This is a genomic window from Natrinema gari JCM 14663, assembly GCF_000337175.1.
GTDB classification, from domain to species: Archaea; Halobacteriota; Halobacteria; order Halobacteriales; family Natrialbaceae; genus Natrinema; species Natrinema gari.
This window is the reverse complement of record NZ_AOIJ01000051.1, coordinates 94,582-113,380: the sequence shown is the minus strand read 5'-3', so window position 1 is coordinate 113,380 and position 18,799 is coordinate 94,582. Positions and strand designations below refer to the sequence as shown.

General features: G+C 58.4%; 15 protein-coding genes and 3 pseudogenes. 12 read left to right on the top strand and 6 right to left on the bottom strand.

Features of this window, described 5'->3' with window-relative positions; genetic code table 11:
- Window positions 1-94: 94 nt before the first annotated feature.
- Window positions 95-1,099 (top strand): ArsA family ATPase, encoded by a 1,005-nt coding sequence (locus C486_RS10350; protein ID WP_049910449.1) that lies wholly within the window; start codon window positions 95-97, stop codon window positions 1,097-1,099.
- A 56-nt stretch (window positions 1,100-1,155) separates the two neighbouring features.
- The gene (locus C486_RS10345; protein ID WP_008455852.1) at window positions 1,156-1,344 is read left to right on the top strand and encodes a hypothetical protein; all 189 of its coding nucleotides are present in this window, start codon (window positions 1,156-1,158) and stop codon (window positions 1,342-1,344) included.
- Between the two features lie 290 nt (window positions 1,345-1,634).
- On the opposite strand, the gene ligA is transcribed toward C486_RS10345, so the two are convergent.
- Window positions 1,635-3,710 carry an NAD-dependent DNA ligase LigA gene (ligA, locus tag C486_RS10340; RefSeq protein WP_008455849.1) on the bottom strand — a complete coding sequence of 692 codons (2,076 nt, stop codon included), beginning with the start codon at window positions 3,708-3,710 and terminating at the stop codon, window positions 1,635-1,637.
- A gap of 184 nt (window positions 3,711-3,894) precedes the next feature.
- Here ligA and C486_RS22315 point away from each other — a divergent pair.
- From C486_RS22315 to C486_RS10335, 3 genes and pseudogenes are all read left to right on the top strand, one after another.
- Window positions 3,895-4,083, top strand: a pseudogene (locus C486_RS22315) (IS6 family transposase); the annotation flags it as partial.
- Window positions 4,081-4,176: pseudogene (locus tag C486_RS22820) on the top strand (IS6 family transposase); the annotation flags it as partial. The pseudogenes C486_RS22315 and C486_RS22820, both read left to right, overlap by 3 nt.
- A gap of 70 nt (window positions 4,177-4,246) precedes the next feature.
- Window positions 4,247-5,056 (top strand): class I SAM-dependent methyltransferase, encoded by an 810-nt coding sequence (locus tag C486_RS10335; protein WP_049910413.1) that lies wholly within the window; start codon window positions 4,247-4,249, stop codon window positions 5,054-5,056.
- Window positions 5,057-5,131: 75 nt separating this feature from the next.
- Here the strand turns inward: C486_RS10335 and leuS are convergent, their stop codons facing one another.
- Window positions 5,132-7,978 (bottom strand): leucine--tRNA ligase, encoded by a 2,847-nt coding sequence (gene leuS / locus C486_RS10330; protein WP_008455841.1) that lies wholly within the window; start codon window positions 7,976-7,978, stop codon window positions 5,132-5,134.
- A gap of 225 nt (window positions 7,979-8,203) precedes the next feature.
- On the opposite strand from leuS, the gene C486_RS10325 reads away from it, so the two are divergent.
- The 5 genes from C486_RS10325 (at window position 8,204) to C486_RS10305 (ending at window position 14,262) form a co-directional block, all read left to right on the top strand.
- Window positions 8,204-9,331, top strand: a complete 1,128-nt coding sequence (locus C486_RS10325; RefSeq protein ID WP_008455839.1) for an amino acid--tRNA ligase-related protein — start codon at window positions 8,204-8,206, stop codon at window positions 9,329-9,331.
- A gap of 27 nt (window positions 9,332-9,358) precedes the next feature.
- Window positions 9,359-10,354: an ABC transporter ATP-binding protein gene (locus C486_RS10320; RefSeq protein ID WP_049910411.1), complete on the top strand. Its 996-nt coding sequence runs from the start codon at window positions 9,359-9,361 to the stop codon at window positions 10,352-10,354.
- On the top strand, window positions 10,351-11,178 hold the full coding sequence (locus C486_RS10315) for an ABC transporter permease (RefSeq protein ID WP_008455836.1): 828 nt from the start codon (window positions 10,351-10,353) through the stop codon (window positions 11,176-11,178). Before C486_RS10320 ends, C486_RS10315 begins: the two co-directional genes overlap by 4 nt.
- Window positions 11,179-11,240: 62 nt before the next feature.
- Entirely contained in the window at window positions 11,241-12,251 is a 1,011-nt protein-coding gene (locus C486_RS10310; RefSeq protein WP_014863044.1) for a S66 family peptidase, read from the top strand.
- Between the two features lie 31 nt (window positions 12,252-12,282).
- Window positions 12,283-14,262, top strand: coding sequence for a hypothetical protein (locus C486_RS10305; protein ID WP_049910408.1), 1,980 nt, complete (start codon window positions 12,283-12,285; stop codon window positions 14,260-14,262).
- Between the two features lie 48 nt (window positions 14,263-14,310).
- On the opposite strand, the gene C486_RS10300 is transcribed toward C486_RS10305, so the two are convergent.
- The 4 genes from C486_RS10300 to C486_RS10285 form a co-directional block, all read right to left on the bottom strand.
- On the bottom strand, window positions 14,311-14,673 hold the full coding sequence (locus tag C486_RS10300) for a hypothetical protein (RefSeq protein ID WP_008455829.1): 363 nt from the start codon (window positions 14,671-14,673) through the stop codon (window positions 14,311-14,313).
- 306 nt (window positions 14,674-14,979) lie between these two features.
- The gene (locus C486_RS10295; protein ID WP_008455827.1) at window positions 14,980-15,381 is read right to left on the bottom strand and encodes a 2Fe-2S iron-sulfur cluster-binding protein; all 402 of its coding nucleotides are present in this window, start codon (window positions 15,379-15,381) and stop codon (window positions 14,980-14,982) included.
- Window positions 15,378-16,790 carry a selenium-binding protein SBP56-related protein gene (locus C486_RS10290; protein WP_008455826.1) on the bottom strand — a complete coding sequence of 471 codons (1,413 nt, stop codon included), beginning with the start codon at window positions 16,788-16,790 and terminating at the stop codon, window positions 15,378-15,380. Before C486_RS10290 ends, C486_RS10295 begins: the two co-directional genes overlap by 4 nt.
- 61 nt (window positions 16,791-16,851) lie before the next feature.
- Window positions 16,852-17,217 (bottom strand): 2Fe-2S iron-sulfur cluster-binding protein, encoded by a 366-nt coding sequence (locus C486_RS10285; RefSeq protein WP_008455824.1) that lies wholly within the window; start codon window positions 17,215-17,217, stop codon window positions 16,852-16,854.
- Between the two features lie 161 nt (window positions 17,218-17,378).
- Between C486_RS10285 and rio1 the strand changes: the two genes are divergently transcribed.
- Window positions 17,379-18,254: a serine/threonine-protein kinase Rio1 gene (gene rio1 / locus C486_RS10280; protein WP_008455822.1), complete on the top strand. Its 876-nt coding sequence runs from the start codon at window positions 17,379-17,381 to the stop codon at window positions 18,252-18,254.
- Between the two features lie 158 nt (window positions 18,255-18,412).
- Window positions 18,413-18,595 (top strand): annotated as a pseudogene (locus C486_RS20975) (metallophosphoesterase family protein); the annotation flags it as partial.
- Window positions 18,596-18,799 lie beyond the last annotated feature (204 nt).

The following is an 18,799-nucleotide window of genomic DNA, read 5'->3' as shown; positions in this document are numbered from 1 at the left end:
TCGCGGAACCATCGCAGTTCGTCCCCGGCACGCGTCGGTGACCCGTTTTCCGCAGGGGACTTCGTTTACGGTCGCAGCCGTCGTACGCACGGTCGTGACCGACTGCATCTTCTACGGCGGCAAGGGCGGCGTCGGGAAAACGACCTGTGCGGCCGCGACCGCTCTCAAACTGGCCGCCGCCGGCCGGGAGACGCTCGTCGTTTCGACCGATCCCGCGCACTCGCTTGCCGACTCGCTCGAGGCCGACATCGGTTCGGAACCGACCGAACTCGCGGCTCCCGTCAGCCTCGAGCGGAGCGACACTGCGACGGCACCCGCCGCGAATACGGATCCGGCGGGCGGCCTGTGGGCCGTCGAGATCGATCCCGAGACTCAACGCGAGCGGTACGAGAAACTGGCGCGGGCGCTGGCCGCCGACCTCCGGAGCGCCGGGATCAGCCTGTCCGATGCGGAGGTCAAACGGCTCTTCGCGACGGGTGCGCCGGCCGGCAGCGACGAGATCGCGGCGCTCGATTTACTGGTCGAGTACGTCGACGCGGGCAAGTGGGACACCATCGTCTTCGACACCGCGCCGACGGGTCACACCTTGCGGCTGTTCGACATGCCCGAGGTACTGGGACTGGCACTCGAGACGGCGCGGTCGCTTCGCGGGCAGGCAAAGCGGATCGGCAATGCCGCCCGAACGGCCGTCCTGGGGCCGATGTCGATGATGACCGGCAACAGTGACGACGAAGATGAGAGTCTGGAAGCGTTTCAGGCCCGCCTCGAGCGCGCCCGCGACCTCCTCGTCGATCCGGCACGGACCGAGTTCCGGGTGGTCCTCACGCCGGAATCGATGGCGATTTCCGAATCCGAACGGCTCGTCGATCGGCTCCGCGAGGCCGGCGTGCCGGTCGAACGGCTGCTCGTGAACCGCGTCCTCGAGGACCCCTACGAGGGCTGTCCGCGCTGTCGGTCGCGTCGGGAGCGCCACGAGGCTCGGCTCGCAACGGTTCGATCGACGTTTCCGGATCTCGAGGTCGTGACGCTTCCCGAACTCGAGGGGGAAGTCAGGGGACGCGAGTCGCTGGCGGTGATCGCCGAGCGGGTGCCGGCCTGAGCACCGTGCCGGCTTCCACGCCCGGATTTATGCCGTTGGACGGTCTCCGTTACAGTATGGCACTCTCGCTCGGCCGGAACTCGTCCCCGATCGTCACGGGGATCGGCGTTGCTGTCGCACTCGTCGCCATCGTCGGCACGCAGGTCCTCGGCTGGGACTGGGGCTCCGGACGGCTCGTCCCGACGGTGATCGGGGTCGTCGCCGCGGGCATCGCTGTCGCCGTGGTTCTCAGCCGTCGCGGGTGAGGCCGCGGTTGTCGTCAGTCCTCGCGGCCGGATCGGTATACTCCGACACTGACTGTTCGGGGGCGTAGCTGGCATGCTACTGATCCACGTGAAGCGCCTCAAGAAGTACTTACGGCGGTTGTATCGGGTCAAACGGGAACAGCGGATCTATCGATGCTCGAACTGCGGGTGTACGGACGGGACCAACGAGACGACGTGTCAGGAATGCTGGAACGGGCGACTCGTCCGAATCGAATAGCCCGCGCGCTTCGGCGGTCGTCGGCTCGCTGACGACGATTCGGTCGGGGCGGTCACTCGCTGTCGATCCCGTTTTCCTCGAGCAGCCGTCGGAACTCGGCGGCGTCGAGAATCGGGACGTCGTTGTCTCGCGCGTCGTCCTGCTTCGTCGCCCCCGGGTTCTCGCCGGCGACGAGGTAGTCGGTGTTTCCCGAGACGCTGCTCGTCGCGTTCGCGCCGTGGGTCTCGACGAGGTCCTGTGCCTCGCCTCTGGTCATGTCCTCGAGCGAGCCGGTGAAGACGAACGTCAGGCCGGCGAGTTCGTCGCCTTCGTCGATCGCGACCGCCTGCGGGGAGACGTGCTCGAGCACGTCGTCAACGACGGCGGCGTTGGCCTCGCTCAGGAAGAACTCGTGGATCGTCTCGGCAACGGTTTCGCCCACGTCGTCGATGCCCTCGAGTCGCTCGGGCTCGGCTTCGGCGGCCTCGCGGAGGGCCTCGAAGCTGCCGAACTCGCGGGCGAGTTCGCGGGCTGTCGTCGGGCCGACGAGGGGGATGCCCAGCGCGGAGAGGAAGTCCGGCAGCGGCGGTTCGCGGCTGGCCTCGATCTCCGCGCACAGGTTCTCGGCGCTGGTCTCACCCCAGCCCTCGAGCTCGGTGAGGTCCTCGCGCTCGAGTGCGTAGAGGTCCGCGACCGACTCGAGCAGGCCGGCGTCGACCAGTTGGCGGACGCTCTTCTCGCCGAGCCCCTCGAGGTCGAGGCCGTCGTCGCTCGCGTAGTACTCGATCGATCGGCGAAGTTGGGCATCACAGCCCAGGCCACCGGTACAGAACGCCATCGGACCGTCGCGCTCGACCGGGCTGTCACAGACGGGACACGCGTCGGGGAGTTCGTAGTGGCCCTCGCTGCCCTTCTCGAGGACCTCCTCGACGTACGGGATCACATCGCCCGCCCGCTGGACCCGAACCGTATCGCCGATATTGACGTTTTTCTCGGCAATCTCCTCGGGGTTGTGGAGGCTTGCCCGCGAGACGGTGACGCCGCCGACGTCGACCGGCTCGAGCAGGGCGACGGGAGTCAGCCGTCCGGTTCGGCCGACCTGGACCGCCACGTCGGCGATCGACGTTACTTCCGCACGGGCGGGAAACTTGTAGGCGAACGCCCAGCGGTCGTGGCGGGCCGTTCGCCCCAACTCCTCGCGGGCCTCGCGGTCGTCGACCTTGATCACGACGCCGTCGATCTCGTAGTCCAAGTCGTCCCGGGCCTCGAGCAGCCGGTCGCGGTAGTCGATCGCGTCCTCGATGTCCGCGACGACCTCGACGCGGTCGTTGGTCCGCAGCCCGTAGTCAGGGAACCGCTCGAGTGCCGCGCGGTGGCTGTCCGCGAGGTCGCTGGCCTCGAGGACATCGAAGTAGAAGACCGCGAGCGGGCGCTCGGCGACGACCGAGGGGTCGAGCTGGCGGATCGTGCCGGCGGTCGCGTTCCGCGGGTTGGCGAAGGGATCCTCGCCGCGCTCGATGCGTTCGCGGTTGTACGCCTGGAAGGCGTCCTTGGGCATGTAGACCTCGCCCCGGACTGTGAGGAAGTCGGGATAGTCGCCGTGGAGTTGCTGCGGGACGGAACCGATCGTGCGCGCGTTGGCGGTCACGTCGTCGCCCTCGCGGCCGTCGCCGCGGGTCACGGCGCGCTCGAGGCGGCCGTCCTCGTAGACGAACTCCATGGAGACGCCGTCGAATTTGGGCTCACAGACGTAGCGGACGTCGCCGACGTCTCGGTGCACGCGGTCGTCGAATTCGCGGACGTCCTCGATGTCGCCGCTCCCCTCGATCGAGAGCATCGGCGCGACATGCTCGACCGTCTCGAACTCCTCAATCGGCTCGCCGCCGACGCTTCGAGTGGGACTGTCGGGGTGATCGAGGTCGAATTCCGCCTCGAGTTCGCGCAGGCGGCCGAACAGGGCGTCGTACGTTCGATCGGCGATGAGCGGCTCGCTTTCGACGTAGTACCGTCGATCGTGCTCCCGGACGGCCTCGCGGAGTCGGTCGACCTGCTCGCGGGCCGCCGTCTCCGAGAGTTCTTCGACAGGCGCGAAGTCGCTCGGCGGGTCTCGGAGGTACGGGTTCTTCTCGTTCTCGTCGACGACTGGCATTGCTTGAAGATGGCTACTCGCGCCCGTTAACCTTATTGGCATCCCATCAATCGCGTCGGTGTTACCTTGAGCTGCCCGTGTCGTGTCCCATATCTCTCCTGAAACATTAGTAGTCTAGGAACTGTCTAGTTGAGCCAGTTTGAGAAGTGAACAGGCCGTTGAGTTGGGCTAATGCTCACTAGACCTGCTTAACGGAGGATACAACGAAGATTTAGAAGAACCTTGGGAAAACGAGCGGACGGCGAACGTTCCAAAGGCCGTTCGCCTCCACCAGACTGGTTGTCTATTCGGAATATACAACGATCCTACTGAATTAGGCGTTGAGCGCTCTCACGGTGCAGTCTGGAACAGGGTACATCGGCTTGCTGACAGCGCACGCGAATGGATTGAATAGTTCGTGCATTATTATGACCACCAGAGACCGCATCAGCTGCTCGATAGACAGACGCTAGCTGAGGAGGTACTGAGACAGTGGCCATCCTGTATTGTTGTTGCTAAATCGTTAATTATATTTATTCTCTCAACAATTACCAAATATGGATATAGAGGAGCCAAATTACATGGATATCATCGGGATCGTCAACGAGACAAACCGTCCACCTGGCGGGATCGAGTCAGTGACGGAAGCGGCTCAGCGAACCCTACTTACTGTCGACGACGAGGTATTGGAAGTGGGAACGAGTACTGGCTTCACTGCCATTGAATTATCGCGACTCATTGGCTGTTCGGTAACGGCTATCGACATCAACGAGGAGAGCCTCACGGAAGCCCAACGCCGAGCCAAGAATCTTAACGCCGACGAGAACATTTCATTTGAACAGGAAGATGCGACGAACCTACCGTACGATGACGAAACGTTTGACGTAGTATTCGTCGGCAACGTCACGTCGTACGTTGGTGATACTGAGGCTGCGCTTGAAGAGTACCGACGCGTCCTTCGTTCAGGCGGGTTCCTCGTTGCATTACCGATGTACTATGTCCGACAGCCAGATGAAGAGTTGTTGGCCGACGTGCGTGATGCCATTGGGACGCACATCGACGTAACAACTCGCGACCACTGGCGGGAATTCTTCGATCGGTCCGACCTCAGGTTGTATCATGATTCCGAATACGAATTCGATTTCGCCCCAGAGTCGGCAGTCGAAGCATACGCCGACGAGATCCTCGAACAGAGTGACCTCTCCGAGTTCGATCGGGACGACCGCGAACTAATCAATGAGACGTACCGAGAATACTTGCTTTTATTCCGTGAGAATCTACAACCCCTCCGGTACTCGTTGCTGATATATCGCGAGGATCCGGGATACGAAGCCGAACTGTTCACCAATAGTCCGGTCAACAACTGACGACTGACCGTTAAGTCTGCTGTTTTTTGGTGCGAGGCTGGATTGGTTGACGCGAACGATGTGTTGCGAGTGCCGTTACTCGATGTGGACGGCAGGCCGGAACGGATCGGCTTTTTCTGCGTCCGCGTCAGGAACATCACCGCCATCGATTTGGACACTCGCGCCAAATTCGTTGGCGAGGAACTCGACAGCTGATTCGTAGACATCCCTCTCGTTTATGTCGGTCAACAGTGCAAGCTCTGCCTCGTCGCGACCACGGAAACGGTCAACGAACTGTGAGACGAGGTCGCTGACTGCGTCACCACGTTTGCGCGTTTCATCAGTGGTCATCAACTCTTCCATCGCCGCGTTTGTCTCGAAGTCCGCCGCTACGACGGTCTCGAAAACCTCGTGTTTCCACTTGTCAGCGAGCGCTAATGTGATGGTGTCAGGATCTGTGTCGGTGACTCTCTCGATGTCTCGTATGTCGTCGGTCAAGTCTCGAATCAACTCTTCTTGGAGTTTGGCACGCTCATCATCGAACTTTTCGTTCACTGTCGGCCAACTCGCATCCTCTACTGGTTCGCCAGTCAATTGCTCGTATAACTCGTTCGTGATGAACGGGACGAAGGGCGCAAGAAGTCGGAGTTGCGTTTCCAGCACCTGCCGTTGCGTCCAGCGTGCGCCGGGTCGGTCGAGGTCCGTCCGACGCCGGTACCATCGGAGATGTTTGTTCATCTGATATAGCGCTGTCTGACTCGCTGAGCGGGTCTCGTAGTTCTCCATCGCTGATGTCGTCTCCCGGATGGCGTCTTGGAGCTTCGAGAGTAACCATCGGTCGATACGCTCTAACGACTGCTCGCCCTCCGGCATCTCAATGACTTCCATCGCTCGTTCGTAGAAGCTCTCGATCTGATCTCTCGCTGAAGAGACGGATTCTTCTTTCCAATTAAAATCCTGCCACGGCTCCGAGCTATTAAACAGGAACAGCCGGACGGCGTCCGCGCCATACTTCGAGACAGCGTTGTCCGGCAGGACGACGTGTCCGCTTGAAGAGCTCATCCCACGACCTTCCAACAGGCCCATTCCCATTATGGTGATACCTTCCGGCCACATCGACTTGTCGAACAGTTCCGCGTGATGGTAGAGGTAAAACGTAAGATGGTTCTCGACTAAATCGTTCGCTGACAATCGCACGTTTACCGGATACCAGTATTGCCACTCCTGACGCAGGTCCAAGGCACGCTCGTCGGGATCATCGACCGCGTCCAGCCCGAAGAACAGCGCGTCAAAGAACTCTTTGTCCAGCGCCTCAGGCGGGATATTCTGCAACCGGTGGGCGATTGTATAGAACGCTGGATAGATAGTCGAGTCTGACAACGGTTCGATTATGAAGTCTTCGTCGGCTGGAAGTGGCGTTCCTAACCCGAAGTTTCGGATGCAGGGCCACTCTTCGAGCCAACCGATAGCATGATGGAACTGTTCGCGAGTGCTTTCAGGTACCGGTTCGAGTTGCTCGACCGCCTGGCGCGTCTTCTGCTTCCATGTCTCGTCGTTGTACCGAATAAACCACGAATCCTGTTTTGCGACCTCTACCTTGCCACCACACCGACAGATCACCTCTTCGGCGAAGTCGTATAGCGAATCGGCGATTCCATCGGCTTTGTACTCTGCACGGAGTTGGTCACGAACCTCTTCGATAACTTCTCCGGCGTACTTGTCGTCGTAACTATCTACAAGACGACCCTGATGGTATTCACGTTCGTACAGTGTTTCGGTGACCTCGCTCAACTTAGCATCGTCGACCGACGAGATGTTGTTTCGTTCGACAACGTCGCGCGCTGGAATCTCACCGTACTCTTCCGTCGAGACGACCGTTTGCGGATCAATGGATTGAACGACTTCGGGGTCGAGGCCGTACTCGGCCAGGTACTCTTCGTCCGACTGAATACGTTGTAGCTCCAGCCAGTCGTCCGGGCTGTGGGCTGGAACCGACATTACCACGCCAGTCCCTCCGTTCGGATCGACGAACTCGCCCGGAAACACTGGTATCGACTCATTGGTGACTGGATTCGTAAGGCGAGTTCCAACCAACTCTTCGCCGGAAATCTCCCTCGTGACTGAGATGTCGCGTTCCTGCAGCTGAAGCTTCTCGACCGCCTCCGTCGAAACGAGCCACGACTCACTGTCCACGTCTGCATGGACGTACGTCACATCCGGGTTCACATACACGTTTGTCACTCCCCGAACCGTCTCGGGACGGAGCGTCGACGTTGGAACGACTGCCTCGTCCAATGAATCATCGCTTTGGAACTTGACGAGGGTGTACTCCTGAAAGTCCGCATGCTCCCCTTCTAGAATGTCGTGAGTCGTCACCGGCTGATCTTCACTCGTGCAGTACTTGACTGGATGAAGTCCCTGCTCCAACAATCCTCGATCTTGAAGAGTTTGGTACTGCCACTGGATAAATCGCTGGTATCGCTCGTCGTGTGTCGTGAACTCGCGTCGCCAGTCAATAGACACTCCGAGGGCCCGAAGATTTGTCTTATAATAGTTCTCGATGAAGTACTGTGCAAATCCCATTGGCGTTTCGAGGGATTCGAGGTCTGATTCGGGCACGTTGTATGTATCTCGAAGAGTAGAGATTTGGGCTTCTTCGCCCTCTTTTAGTCGATTGACAGCACCGACGATCGGCGTCCCAGTGACGTGCCAACCCATCGGATAAAGGACGTTCTCCCCCTTCATTCGGTGATACCGAGCGATTCCGTCCGGGATTGAGTACGTACTCGCGTGCCCTATATGCATCCCGCCGCTCGGATATGTGTACGGAACGGTAATTAGTACTCCTTCGCCCTCGTCGTTGGGGTCGGACTGATAGCGACCGGTTTTCTCCCACCGCTGTCGCCACTTCTCTTCTATTACACCCGGGTCATAACTTCTCATACCGACTTATTACACATCACTCGTTAAAATATTGTTCGAAATCTATCTATATATAAAACATATAAACTACAATACAGCTGAACGCATTGCCCTGAGTGTACAGAAGTATATATGTGGCTGATTTACTAATGGTTTTATTGAATTATCATTGGGATGTAAATCCGAAGGCTATATATGTATGTATACAAAGTAAAATTTAATTAATTGAATAGCTAAATTCCAGACATGGCGTACTCGACAAGTGGAGACGGAACGATTAGCTACAAGGGAAACAAGATCTTCGATCCGATAGAAGACATTCAGGGCGATGATCGGTTCCTCGAGCGAATCAGCGACCGGCAGTACCAACTTCACGAACAAGAGCACTGGTCTCACCTCTCGAATGTCAATCACCACATCTACCAAGCGACGGTAGAATACTTCAATGAACTTGGCTCAAAGTACACCCTGTTGCCGCTAACCACGCGCCTTATCTCTTCCCCAGGCGCAGTGTTTGGCTCCGAGACTATCGACTACACGGAAGAAACCAGCCCAATTACGCTGGAGTGGTTCGATATGGAGAAAACAGCGTTCCTCTCGGAGTCCTCGCAGGTCTATCTCGAACTCGCGCTCGCCCAGCAAGGAGTCGATCAGGTCCACTCGATCTACAACTCGTTCCGGAAGGAAGAAGCTGACAACACGCACCTCTCCGAGTTCCACCACATTGAGTACGAGGGCCAGATCGGACAGGAGCGCAACGAGGAAATCGTTGAAGAACTTCTCGTGAAGATTCTTGATCGACTACTCGACGAAGGCCGATCAGATCTCAAACAGTTCCTCGGTCACGACGAGATAGTGGAACTGGAGGAGCTGAGGGACGATCCTGTTCGGCGGGTAACGTTCGACGAGGCGCTGTCGCTGCTCCGTGAGGACACTGGCGACAAAAAGTACGAGGAGTTCACTGAAGCCCACTTCAGCGACTGGGAAGAAGTCCGACTAACCGAACTCTTCGATGGGAAAATCGTAGCTGTCCAAGAGTATCCGCTCTTGGAGGTACCGTTCTACCATGCTGAAAAAGATACCGACGGTCCGCGAGTGGCGAAGAACGCTGACTTCATCTGGCCGGGCTACCGAGAGACAGTTGGAACTGGCGAGCGAGTTGCCCAACTTGAAGACGTAGAGGAGAAGGCAGATCTCTTCAATTTGCCCCGCGAGGACTATGAGCCGTACATTCGTGCACGGCGGTTTGATGACTACGAGCGAACCTCCGGATTCGGCGTCGGATGGGAGCGACTTGTACAGGGTCTGCTGAATATGCCGAGTATCATATCGGTGACACACTTCCCGCGCACTCATACCGGCCTCAAGCCATAAAATATCCTCATCATCTATTTTATATTAATGATGTGTGATATAGAACGTCGAAAACAGGTTGAAGGAGAGTCAACGGACTCGGCCATCGATGTGAGGGGGCTTCGTGTGACATACGCCGACGGGACGACAGCAGTCGACGGTATCGACATGACTGTCAGAAAGGGAGAGTTTTTCGGCTACCTCGGCCCGAACGGCGCAGGCAAGACAACGACGATCAAAGTGTTGGCAACGCTACTAACTCCGAGTGACGGCGAGGTGCGGGTCAACGGATTTAACGTACGGACCGATAGCCGTAATGTTCGCAAATCGATCGGCTACATGGCACAAGAAACAGTCGTTGATCCGGAGCTTACTGTCGAGGAAAACGTGCGATTCGCCTGCGAAACGTACGGTGTCCCACGCGACGAGCGGGGCCGGCGGATTTCGACTCTGTTGTCGCTGGTTGACCTCGCAGATGTGGCCGACAAGCCAGCCGATAAACTGTCCGGCGGAATGCAAAAGCGTCTTGACGCAGCAACGGCGCTGGTCCATGAACCTCCAGTGGTGTTTCTCGACGAGCCGACCACCGGCCTTGACCCAGAAGGGCGTGACCGACTGTGGGACTACTTTCAACGAATCAATGACCAAGGAACGACGATTGTATTGACGACCCAATACCTCGAAGAGGCCGACAAGCTATGTGACCGACTGGTCCTCGTACAGGACGGGTCTGTTATAGTCAAGGGTAGCCCGAACGATTTGAAGGGGCGGGGCGGCGATGAGATTCTAGATGTGGAACTCACCGGAGATCAGAGCGCGAGACGCCGGGCCGCGGAGATTGCTCGCGATCTCGGTCCGTTCAACAGTAACGCAATTGAGGAGACTGATAACGGGATCAGCGTCACAGGAAACAGTGTTCGGGAACACGGGACGATGCTGCTGGTCACACTTGACGAAGCTGGTATTTCGGTCGTGGGATTTGACATCCGTAAACCAACATTGGACGACGTGTTCCTCGCTGTCACTGGGGAGGGGTTGGCGTGACCGACGAACTATCTGGGAACTCGTTCGGCGGAGACGTGGTAGTCAACACGAAACGCTGGGGACTGAAGGCCATTCGTAATCCATTCGTGCTGGCCGTGTCGCTCATCCAGCCACTGGTATTCCTCGTGTTGTTCCTGACGGTTTTTGGCAACGTGGCCGGTACAGCCGTGAACGACACTATCCCTGGCATCAGCTATGAGTCGTTCCTCTTGCCAGCCATCATCATGCAAGTAGCGCTCGCCTCCGCTGTCTCTTCGGGTGTCGGCTTGGTCAACGACATAGAGACCGGCATGTTCGAGAAGATTCTCGCGTCGCCGATGCGGCCGTCGGCGATGTTACTTGGGAAGATCATCGCCGACTTCGCCCGGATCGTCGTGCAAATAGCGATCGTCGTTGTGATTGGTCTCCTGCTCGGCACACAGATCAAAACGGGGACCCTCGGAATACTCGGCGTCGTCGGTGTCGGTGTCGTGTTCTCTGGCTGGTATCTAGCCTTCTCGAACGCACTGGCGGTGCTCACCGAGGACCAAGAGTCGACCACCCTCGTCGCCAATCTCCTCCAGTTGCCGCTGTTGTTTCTCTCTAGTAGTTTTCTCCCGGTCAATGCGCTTCCCGAATGGATTCGGCCGGTGGCCTTGGTTAACCCCGTCACGTACGGGGTCGATGTCGCCCGTTCCATTATCCTTGGGAGGAACGTCGTCAGTGATCTCCCACTCGCCAACAGTCCACTCGAAGCCCTCTTGATTCTCTTCGTCTTCGACTTCTTGTTCGCTGTCGCTGGCATCTTTTTCCTCTTGACTAGGACCCGCTCGGATGTTCAGTGATGGTGCACCCTTCTTCTAACCAATATCTTTTTACAATTAAAACATTATACTAAAGTATACATATGGAAAAGCCAAATCCAGCAACGTTAGGGAGTACGGTCGCACTGGTGTCGCCGAGTTCATCGCTGGCGTCTGTCGCCAATCATCGGGTTGACCGGGCGCGGGCATTTCTTGAACGGGTCGGGCTCGAGGTACGAGAGTACGAGACGACACGAGAGTCAGGATCCTGGGGTGAGCGCCGAGCCGAACGGCGCGCCGAAGATCTGATGGCAGCGTTCCGTGACCCAGATGTGGACGTGATTGTGCCGACCATTGGGGGCTATCGGACGAGTGCACTCTTGCCGCATCTTGATTACGACGAAATTGCAGCCAACCCGACGATACTGACCGGCTATTCTGATCTCACCGTATTGGAGTACGCGCTGCTGTCCCAGAGTGAACTCTGTACGTTCCACGGTCCGACGGCGATGCCCCAACTTGGCGAGTATCCGAAACCGTTTGAGTACACAATCGATCATTTCTTCGACGCGATTTCCGGACAGTTGGCAGGTACGATCGAGCCGTCCGAGTTCTGGACCGACGAGTTCCTCGATTGGTTCGAGCGTCGTGACTTGGAACGACGCCGCAAGCTACACGACAATAATGGATATGAGTGGCTTCGTAAGGGGAGCGCACGCGGGCGACTGTTGGGCGGCCACGCTTACTCCCTATTGCACGTTATCGGGACAGACTACTGGCCGGACCACAACGGGAGTATCCTTGTGTTAGAGGAAACGATGGAAGAGTCGTCGCTTCGTGAGATAGAGTCGTACTTTATCGACCTACGGAACGCGGGACTGTTCGAACAGATCGAAGGGCTGGTCGTTGGCCGGTTTAAACAGTACGACAGCGAGGAGTCTAAGCGGTTCCGAAAAATAATCCAGTTGGTCACCGAAGGATATGACTTTCCAATCCTCTATGGTGTCGATGTCAGCCACACCGATCCGCAGTTGACCCTCCCATACGGGGTTGAGGCCGAACTTGACTCCGAGGAAGGGAATTTTCGACTCCTCGAAGAGGGTGTTGCAGTCTGAAGGGCAGTTATTTGTGCCGGCTCGAGATCTTATGCTAACCACGTTCTTTTTACCAATCATAGTATTATGCTTTATTATGGCAGTGATTTGTTCCACTGAACGTTCCGAATACCGTTCGCTCGCAGCGGACATCGCTGACGACCGTGATGACAAACTCGTCGAGACACTCGATGAACTGTCAGCTACAACAGACAATCTCTTCGTTTGTCCAGTGGCGGAACTGAACGAATCAGAATTGCTAGATATTCAGCAACATACTCTCGAAACCGAGGGTGATGTTGGAATCATCACCGGGCGAACCGTTGAGGAAGCACGTGAATTGTACGAGTATGAGGTCGAAGGCGATGGCGACCACGGAATTGTCTTGCGGATAGAAAACCAGTTGATCCACACGTACGACGATGACAGCGAGGTCTTGGTTCGAGAGGACGCGACTGCCGACCGACTCGAGGACCGTTTTGAGGAGTACTCGTCGCTGTCGATGCTGACCAACGGACGGACAATTCACTCATTTCTTACCGACGGCTACCTTTGTGGATTCCCAACGGCAGTGGATATCGAGTCGTTTGACGGACCACAACCCCACTGCGTTACTGACGGTGAACAGGACTGCCCGCTCGACGGAACGCTGGTGATGGCCGATGAGTGGTCGTTCGACAACGTCTTTCTCAACTCCTGTTCTCCGATGATCCCAGCCAACAATATGGAGGGAACAGGTCTACCTGTTCACGTCGGCCTGTCACTGCTCCAAGGGTCGGGAGCGGTGATCGCTGGCTACCGGCCATACGACGGGAAGAATCAGGAGATGGCACTTCACTACGCGCTACTGCGGGCCGGATACACCGCGGCCGAACGGTGTGAGGTACTGAACCGAAACGCACATGCAGGAAGCGTCAAATCCTATCCATTCTGTGTGTTCGGTCGTCCGGAGATTACGACCGCCAGACCGGTCGAACAACAATACGAGGCGACGGTCACGACCGAGGACGGTCGGTGCATCCTCAGTGTAACGGATATTGACTGCAACGTCATCGACGTGTCGCTCAACCAAGACCGATTTGATGCCGAAGAAGGGAAGTACTACGTACGGAACCTTACTGACGAACACGCCGACGCACCGCTATTCTTCACGGCGTTCGAAGAAGGCGAGATGGTTCGAATTCTTTTGTACTCGTGGGGAACGATTCAAACAGACCACCTGCGGTTCGTCGTCGACGATGTCCCCTATAGCGGCAACGACCTCACAGCTATCTATCAGGCAGTGGAGAACGGTAGAGGTTTGGGAGAGATCGGATTTCTCGACCGTAAGGCGAAGGGACAACTCGAAAATCTCGAAAATCAGATCGCCGGATTCACCGACGATCTCACTGCGCAACGTTCCCGGATGAACGCCTATCGGGATGTTCGTCGTCGGGTTGAGACTGCACTCGACAGTATCGACCGAATCCAACAACGTATCCGGGAGAAACTGACCGAACGAGGTCCAGGCTTCCTGTCCGGAGAGTACACGAATCGAACCATCCCGAGCGACGTGTTTGAGGCCGAGGAACCGTGCGAGTACTGCGGTCGGCCGGTATTCGTGAAACGGTTCCGTAATCTTCGGGGAAGTGTCACGAGAGATCGAGGGATGTGTCCCCGGTGTCTCAACATCTTCGATATCCCTCGCTTTGAGGAGACCGACACGTCGTACCCGACGGTAGACAGAGAGTTGTTGTTCGACTCATCGGTCGGCGAGGTGGAGTTTGATGTAACCTTCGAGAACCCCCACGACGTGCCACTACGGGCGACATACTTTCCGTGGCTCCACTCGGATGATGACGCGATCCGCGGCACCGATTGGTTCGAGCCGAAATCCATCGATCTCCGACTCGACCCGAACGAAAGGCGAACCGCTTCATTCGTCGTCGATACATCCGACCTCCCTACTGGCGAGTACCCGGTGTACGCCTACGTCGTCGGTAACCTCGACATCTACCTCGGTGTGAAGACAATGGTTATTGGGCACATCTGAGTATTCGGATGATGGTTGTTCGTATCGGTCATCGCATTGGTGGTCCCATCACTCAGCGACCGCCGCTTCGAACGTCTGTCCTGGTTTCCAGTAGGTCGAGTCACGGACGACGCTAGCGATTCGGTCCACGAACGCCTCGGCGTCCGTCTCACCATCCACCTTGAATCGTCCTGCGACCGGCGTTAGCGACACGATGCGTACGTCGCTTGATTCGACTGCGGCAGTGATCTTTTCGACACCCTCTTTGGTGAGGGACTGGTCGGTTGTGAGCATGTCGTACACGACGATATTATTATCTCCGACAGCCAAAAACGCCCGATCAGCGTCGGCTGCGGCCAGCCAAGATTCGTCATATTCCGATTCTTCGGTGTACCGCACGATTTGCGTGTCGTTGTCTTCTTCCTTACTCATGTCTGTTTTCTGTGTCTCGTCGTTGAGTCGGTAACGACCCTATCATATTAGTAATACGGGGGCCATGATATTAATATTTTCTGTGTTAAAATAATATATTTGGTCTACAGAACCATTCGTCATATTTTACTCCATTGAATATTAATGAATATATTATACTGGGTAGTGAGTGGAAAAATATAACATGTACTGTCGAGAGTATAGAACTCATATCTCAAGTGTCATCTGATCATTGATCGAACCTTCGAACTTTCTGTTCAACCTATTATTTAACCTGCTTGTTCTGGTATTGTTTCAAATCCTGGGTCACTTCCAAGGGTTTTCGACCAATTCCGACTGTACGCTCGAGCCGACCGCGATCCGACAGTCGGCTCGTGGGGAGGCGAGACACAGCAAGACGTAGCCCTCGGCGCGGTGCCGATCTTTCAGGGCCCGAGGCGGGCGGGTGTAGGCGATGGTTGCCCCAATGTCGGGGTCCTCGGCGTCGCCGCTATCGGGCTCCGACTCCACTCCGTCGACCGCGAGCAGCCGTCCCGTACAGGTCCCGCAGGCACCGGTCCGACAGCCGAATGGGAGTGCGATGTCGGCCCGTTCGGCCCCGTCCAGTACCGTCTCGTCCTCGCGAACCGCGACCGTCCGCGTCCGACCGTCGGGCCATTCGAGGGTGACCGTGTGGCTCGGCGACCGGTCGTTCGCGTGTCCGCTCACTGCCAGACGTCGCTCGTACAGTCGCCGTCGGGCCACCGGATCTCGTGGGCGCGAGCGGGTCCGTCGGGACACTCGCCCCAGTCGACGAGGAAGTCCTCGTCGAGCTCGAGCCGTCCGTTTCGGGGGTCGACGTCGGCTTTCAGCATCACCGATCCCTGCTCACTCTCCTTGGGGTAGAATTGGTCGTCCCACGACGAGAACAGCGACGTGGTCCAGTAGAGGCGCTCGCCATCGAGCGAGAGTTGTAACATCTGTGGGCCGGCGTTCAGTTCGCGGCCCTGTACTTCCTGTACGTCGCCAAAGGTGCCGCCGACCGACAGCGAGTCGGCGCGTCGCGGGTTCGACGGGTCCGAGATGTCGTACATCCAGACCTCGCCGTGGAGCCAGTTCGAGCCGAACAGGTACCGATCGTCCATCGAAATCAGGATATCAGTCGTCAGGCCCGGTACGGGCATCTCCCAGTCCGGGTGTTCCCGGCTCTCGAAGTCGATCACCTTCTCGGCGCGGTACGCTCCATCCCCATCGTTCGTGCCCTCGTCGTACCAGAAGTGAAACATATTCGACGAGAGCGCGGTCCCGACGAACCCGTGAGTCGATTCGGGTGTGTGGAGAAAGCGTACTTCGAGCGGAATCAGTCCCTCCTCGCCGAGGTCGATCGTCTGCTCGACGGTCCCGTCCTCCCAGTCCCAGAAGTGGAGCTTCTGGCCGTACTTCCCCGCCTCGACATCGTCGAGATCGAAGCCCGGATAGTACGTCTTCGGCGCGGCCCACTCGCTGGAGACCATCACGTTCTGGCGGGGCTGGTACCAGTAGTCGTAGTTCATCTCGATCTCGCCCGGCGGCTCCCACCGCCCTTCGATCTCGAAATCCTCGTTCAACTCGAGGAAGCCGCCCGGCAGCTCGCCGTCGGCGTCGCCGAGCATGCTGATCAGGATCTCCCCGTCGGGGATACAGTGGACGGTATGCGGTGCCGAGAGGTCGTATTCGAAGACCTCCTCGGGTTCGATCACTGTCTCGAGTTCGGGATTCCGCCGGTCTTTGGCGTCGATCACGTGGATCCGCGAGGAGCGCTGGCCGGGGACGATCAGGTGTCGCCGCTTGAGCCCCTCCATGTGACACGACGACGAGCAGGCGTTCCAGCCGAAGTGGTGAAGTTCGTCGCCGCGTTCGGGCATCTCGATCCGATCGACGATCTCGCAGTAAGTGTCCGAGTCCGGATCGAGATCGACGACCGCCACGAAGTCCGGCGCGTCAACGTCCGTGCCGACGTAGAGGCTCATCACGTAGGCCAGTTTTTCTCGCTCGCCTTCCTCGATGGCGGCCTGTGGTGTCGCGTAGCCGGGTCCCTCGTGGTGCTGTTCGTGGTCGTGCTCCGGCTCCGCGCCGCGTTGAGCGTGACTATCACTCATAAGGTGCCCCACCACGAGCATGGAAATAAGTCTAGCCGGGCCCCGACGGGCTGCGAGGACCCTATGCCCAGGGGCTGTCACCGACTTCGGCACGGACCCGCGGTCCGACTTCGATGCGGCAGTCGGCTCGTGGGGAGGCGATACACAGCAGGACGTAGCCGTCGTCCCGTTCGTCGTCGGTCAGCGCCTGTGGCGGTCGCTGATAGCCGAACGCGTCTGCGACGTCGAGCGGCCGGTCCGTCCCGTCGTCGCCGTCCTCGAGCGCGAGCAGTCGGCCCACGCAGGTGATGCACGTCCCGGCTCGGCAGTCGTACGGCAACCGGACGCCGAGTCGCTGGGCCGCTTCGAGTACCGTCTGGCTTTCGCCGACGTCGATCGTCCGCGTCCGGCCGTCGGTCCACTCGAGTGTCACGTCGTAGCTCGTCATCGGTGGCTCTCGACTGTCGGTCGCCGCTCGGTCGTGGAACTCACGGTCGGGTATACGACGGGCAGGGAGAAAAGAGTGGACGTGTCCGTCCGATCGCCGTCGGCACGCCCGCCCGACCAAGCCCCAGTATTTACCCGCACCCGGCGCGTAGAGCCGGACAGATGGGACAGGGAACGGAGTTCGGACTGGTCGACCTCGAGGAAGCCGACACCCCGGGCGACGAGTGGGAGGAGATCGATGTTTCGGAGACCGAGGCCGATCGAATCGCACGGAAGCGCGACCGGAAGTTCGAGCAGTTCGAGGAGCGCATCAAGGACGCCGACCAGTTCAAAGTCGAGCAGTCGGTGTTCGACGACGCGACCTTCGCGGCGCTGTACAAACTCGTTCAGGACGGCTACGTCGAGGCGTTCGGCGGCCCGCTCTCGACGGGCAAGGAAGCCAACGTCTATCATGCGCTGGGCGACGACCGCGAGGTCGCGGTCAAGATTTACCGGATCAATGCCTCGAACTTCAATCAGATGCGGGAGTATCTCGAGGGTGATCCCCGATTCGAGGGCTTAGGTGGCAAGAAGAAAGACGTCGTTCTCGCGTGGACGAAGAAGGAACTGGCAAACCTTCGACGGGCGAAAGCGGCCGGTGTGCGGGTCCCGGAACCGATCGCGACCGAGCGGAACGTGCTGGTCATGGAGTACATCGGGACCGACGACGGCCGCGCGAAACGGCTCGGCGAGGTTCACATCGAGAACCCGCAAACCGCCTACGAGGTCATGCGTGAGTACATGCGCCGGCTCTACTCGGCCGGCCTGATCCACGGCGACCTGAGCGAGTACAACGTCGTCTTCGACGAGACCGAGGGGCAACTCGTCTTCATCGATCTCGGTCAGGCCGTGACAGTCCACCACCCCAACAGCCGCGACTTCTTGGAGCGGGACTGCCGAAACGTCGCGGGCTTTTTCTCGCGGCAAGGGCTCGCGGTGACGGCGGACGACCTGCTCGCGTTCGTCACCAGCCCGAAGCCGGACCCATCGCGGGACTGAGACCGCCTCTTACCGGTGCGTTCGATGATCGGGCCGCTTACATCGGCCGTGTCGTCGTTTCCTCGGCGAACTCCCGCACCGCGGTCGCGACCCGCTCCGGTGCCGACTGGGTGCCGATGTGCCCGACACCCTCGAGGACGATCGTCGCCTCCGGCACGGCGGCCGGCGACGGCTACGAGTTCGTCTGTTACGGTCACCACCACGAGCGCGAGGTATCGGAAACCGGCCGGACGACGATACTCAACCTCGGCGCGCACGTGCTGGCGGCCGACGACGACCCCACGGTCGCGATCGTCGACACCCGGTTGGGGTCGGTGCAGTTTCGGTCGGTGTGCGCGTAGCGCTGTTTCTCACACCGTGTGGCTCGAGTCGGTCACGCACGTCGTTGTCACGGCTCTCCCGGTACTCGCGGCGCTGATAAGTATTGAAGCGTGAGTGACGGCATTCTCTGAGTGATCTATGCCTGGAAGCGGTCACTGTCCGAGTCACATTGCCGACGACGAGACTGTAGTTCAACTCAATGATCAACGCTATTGACTGTACGC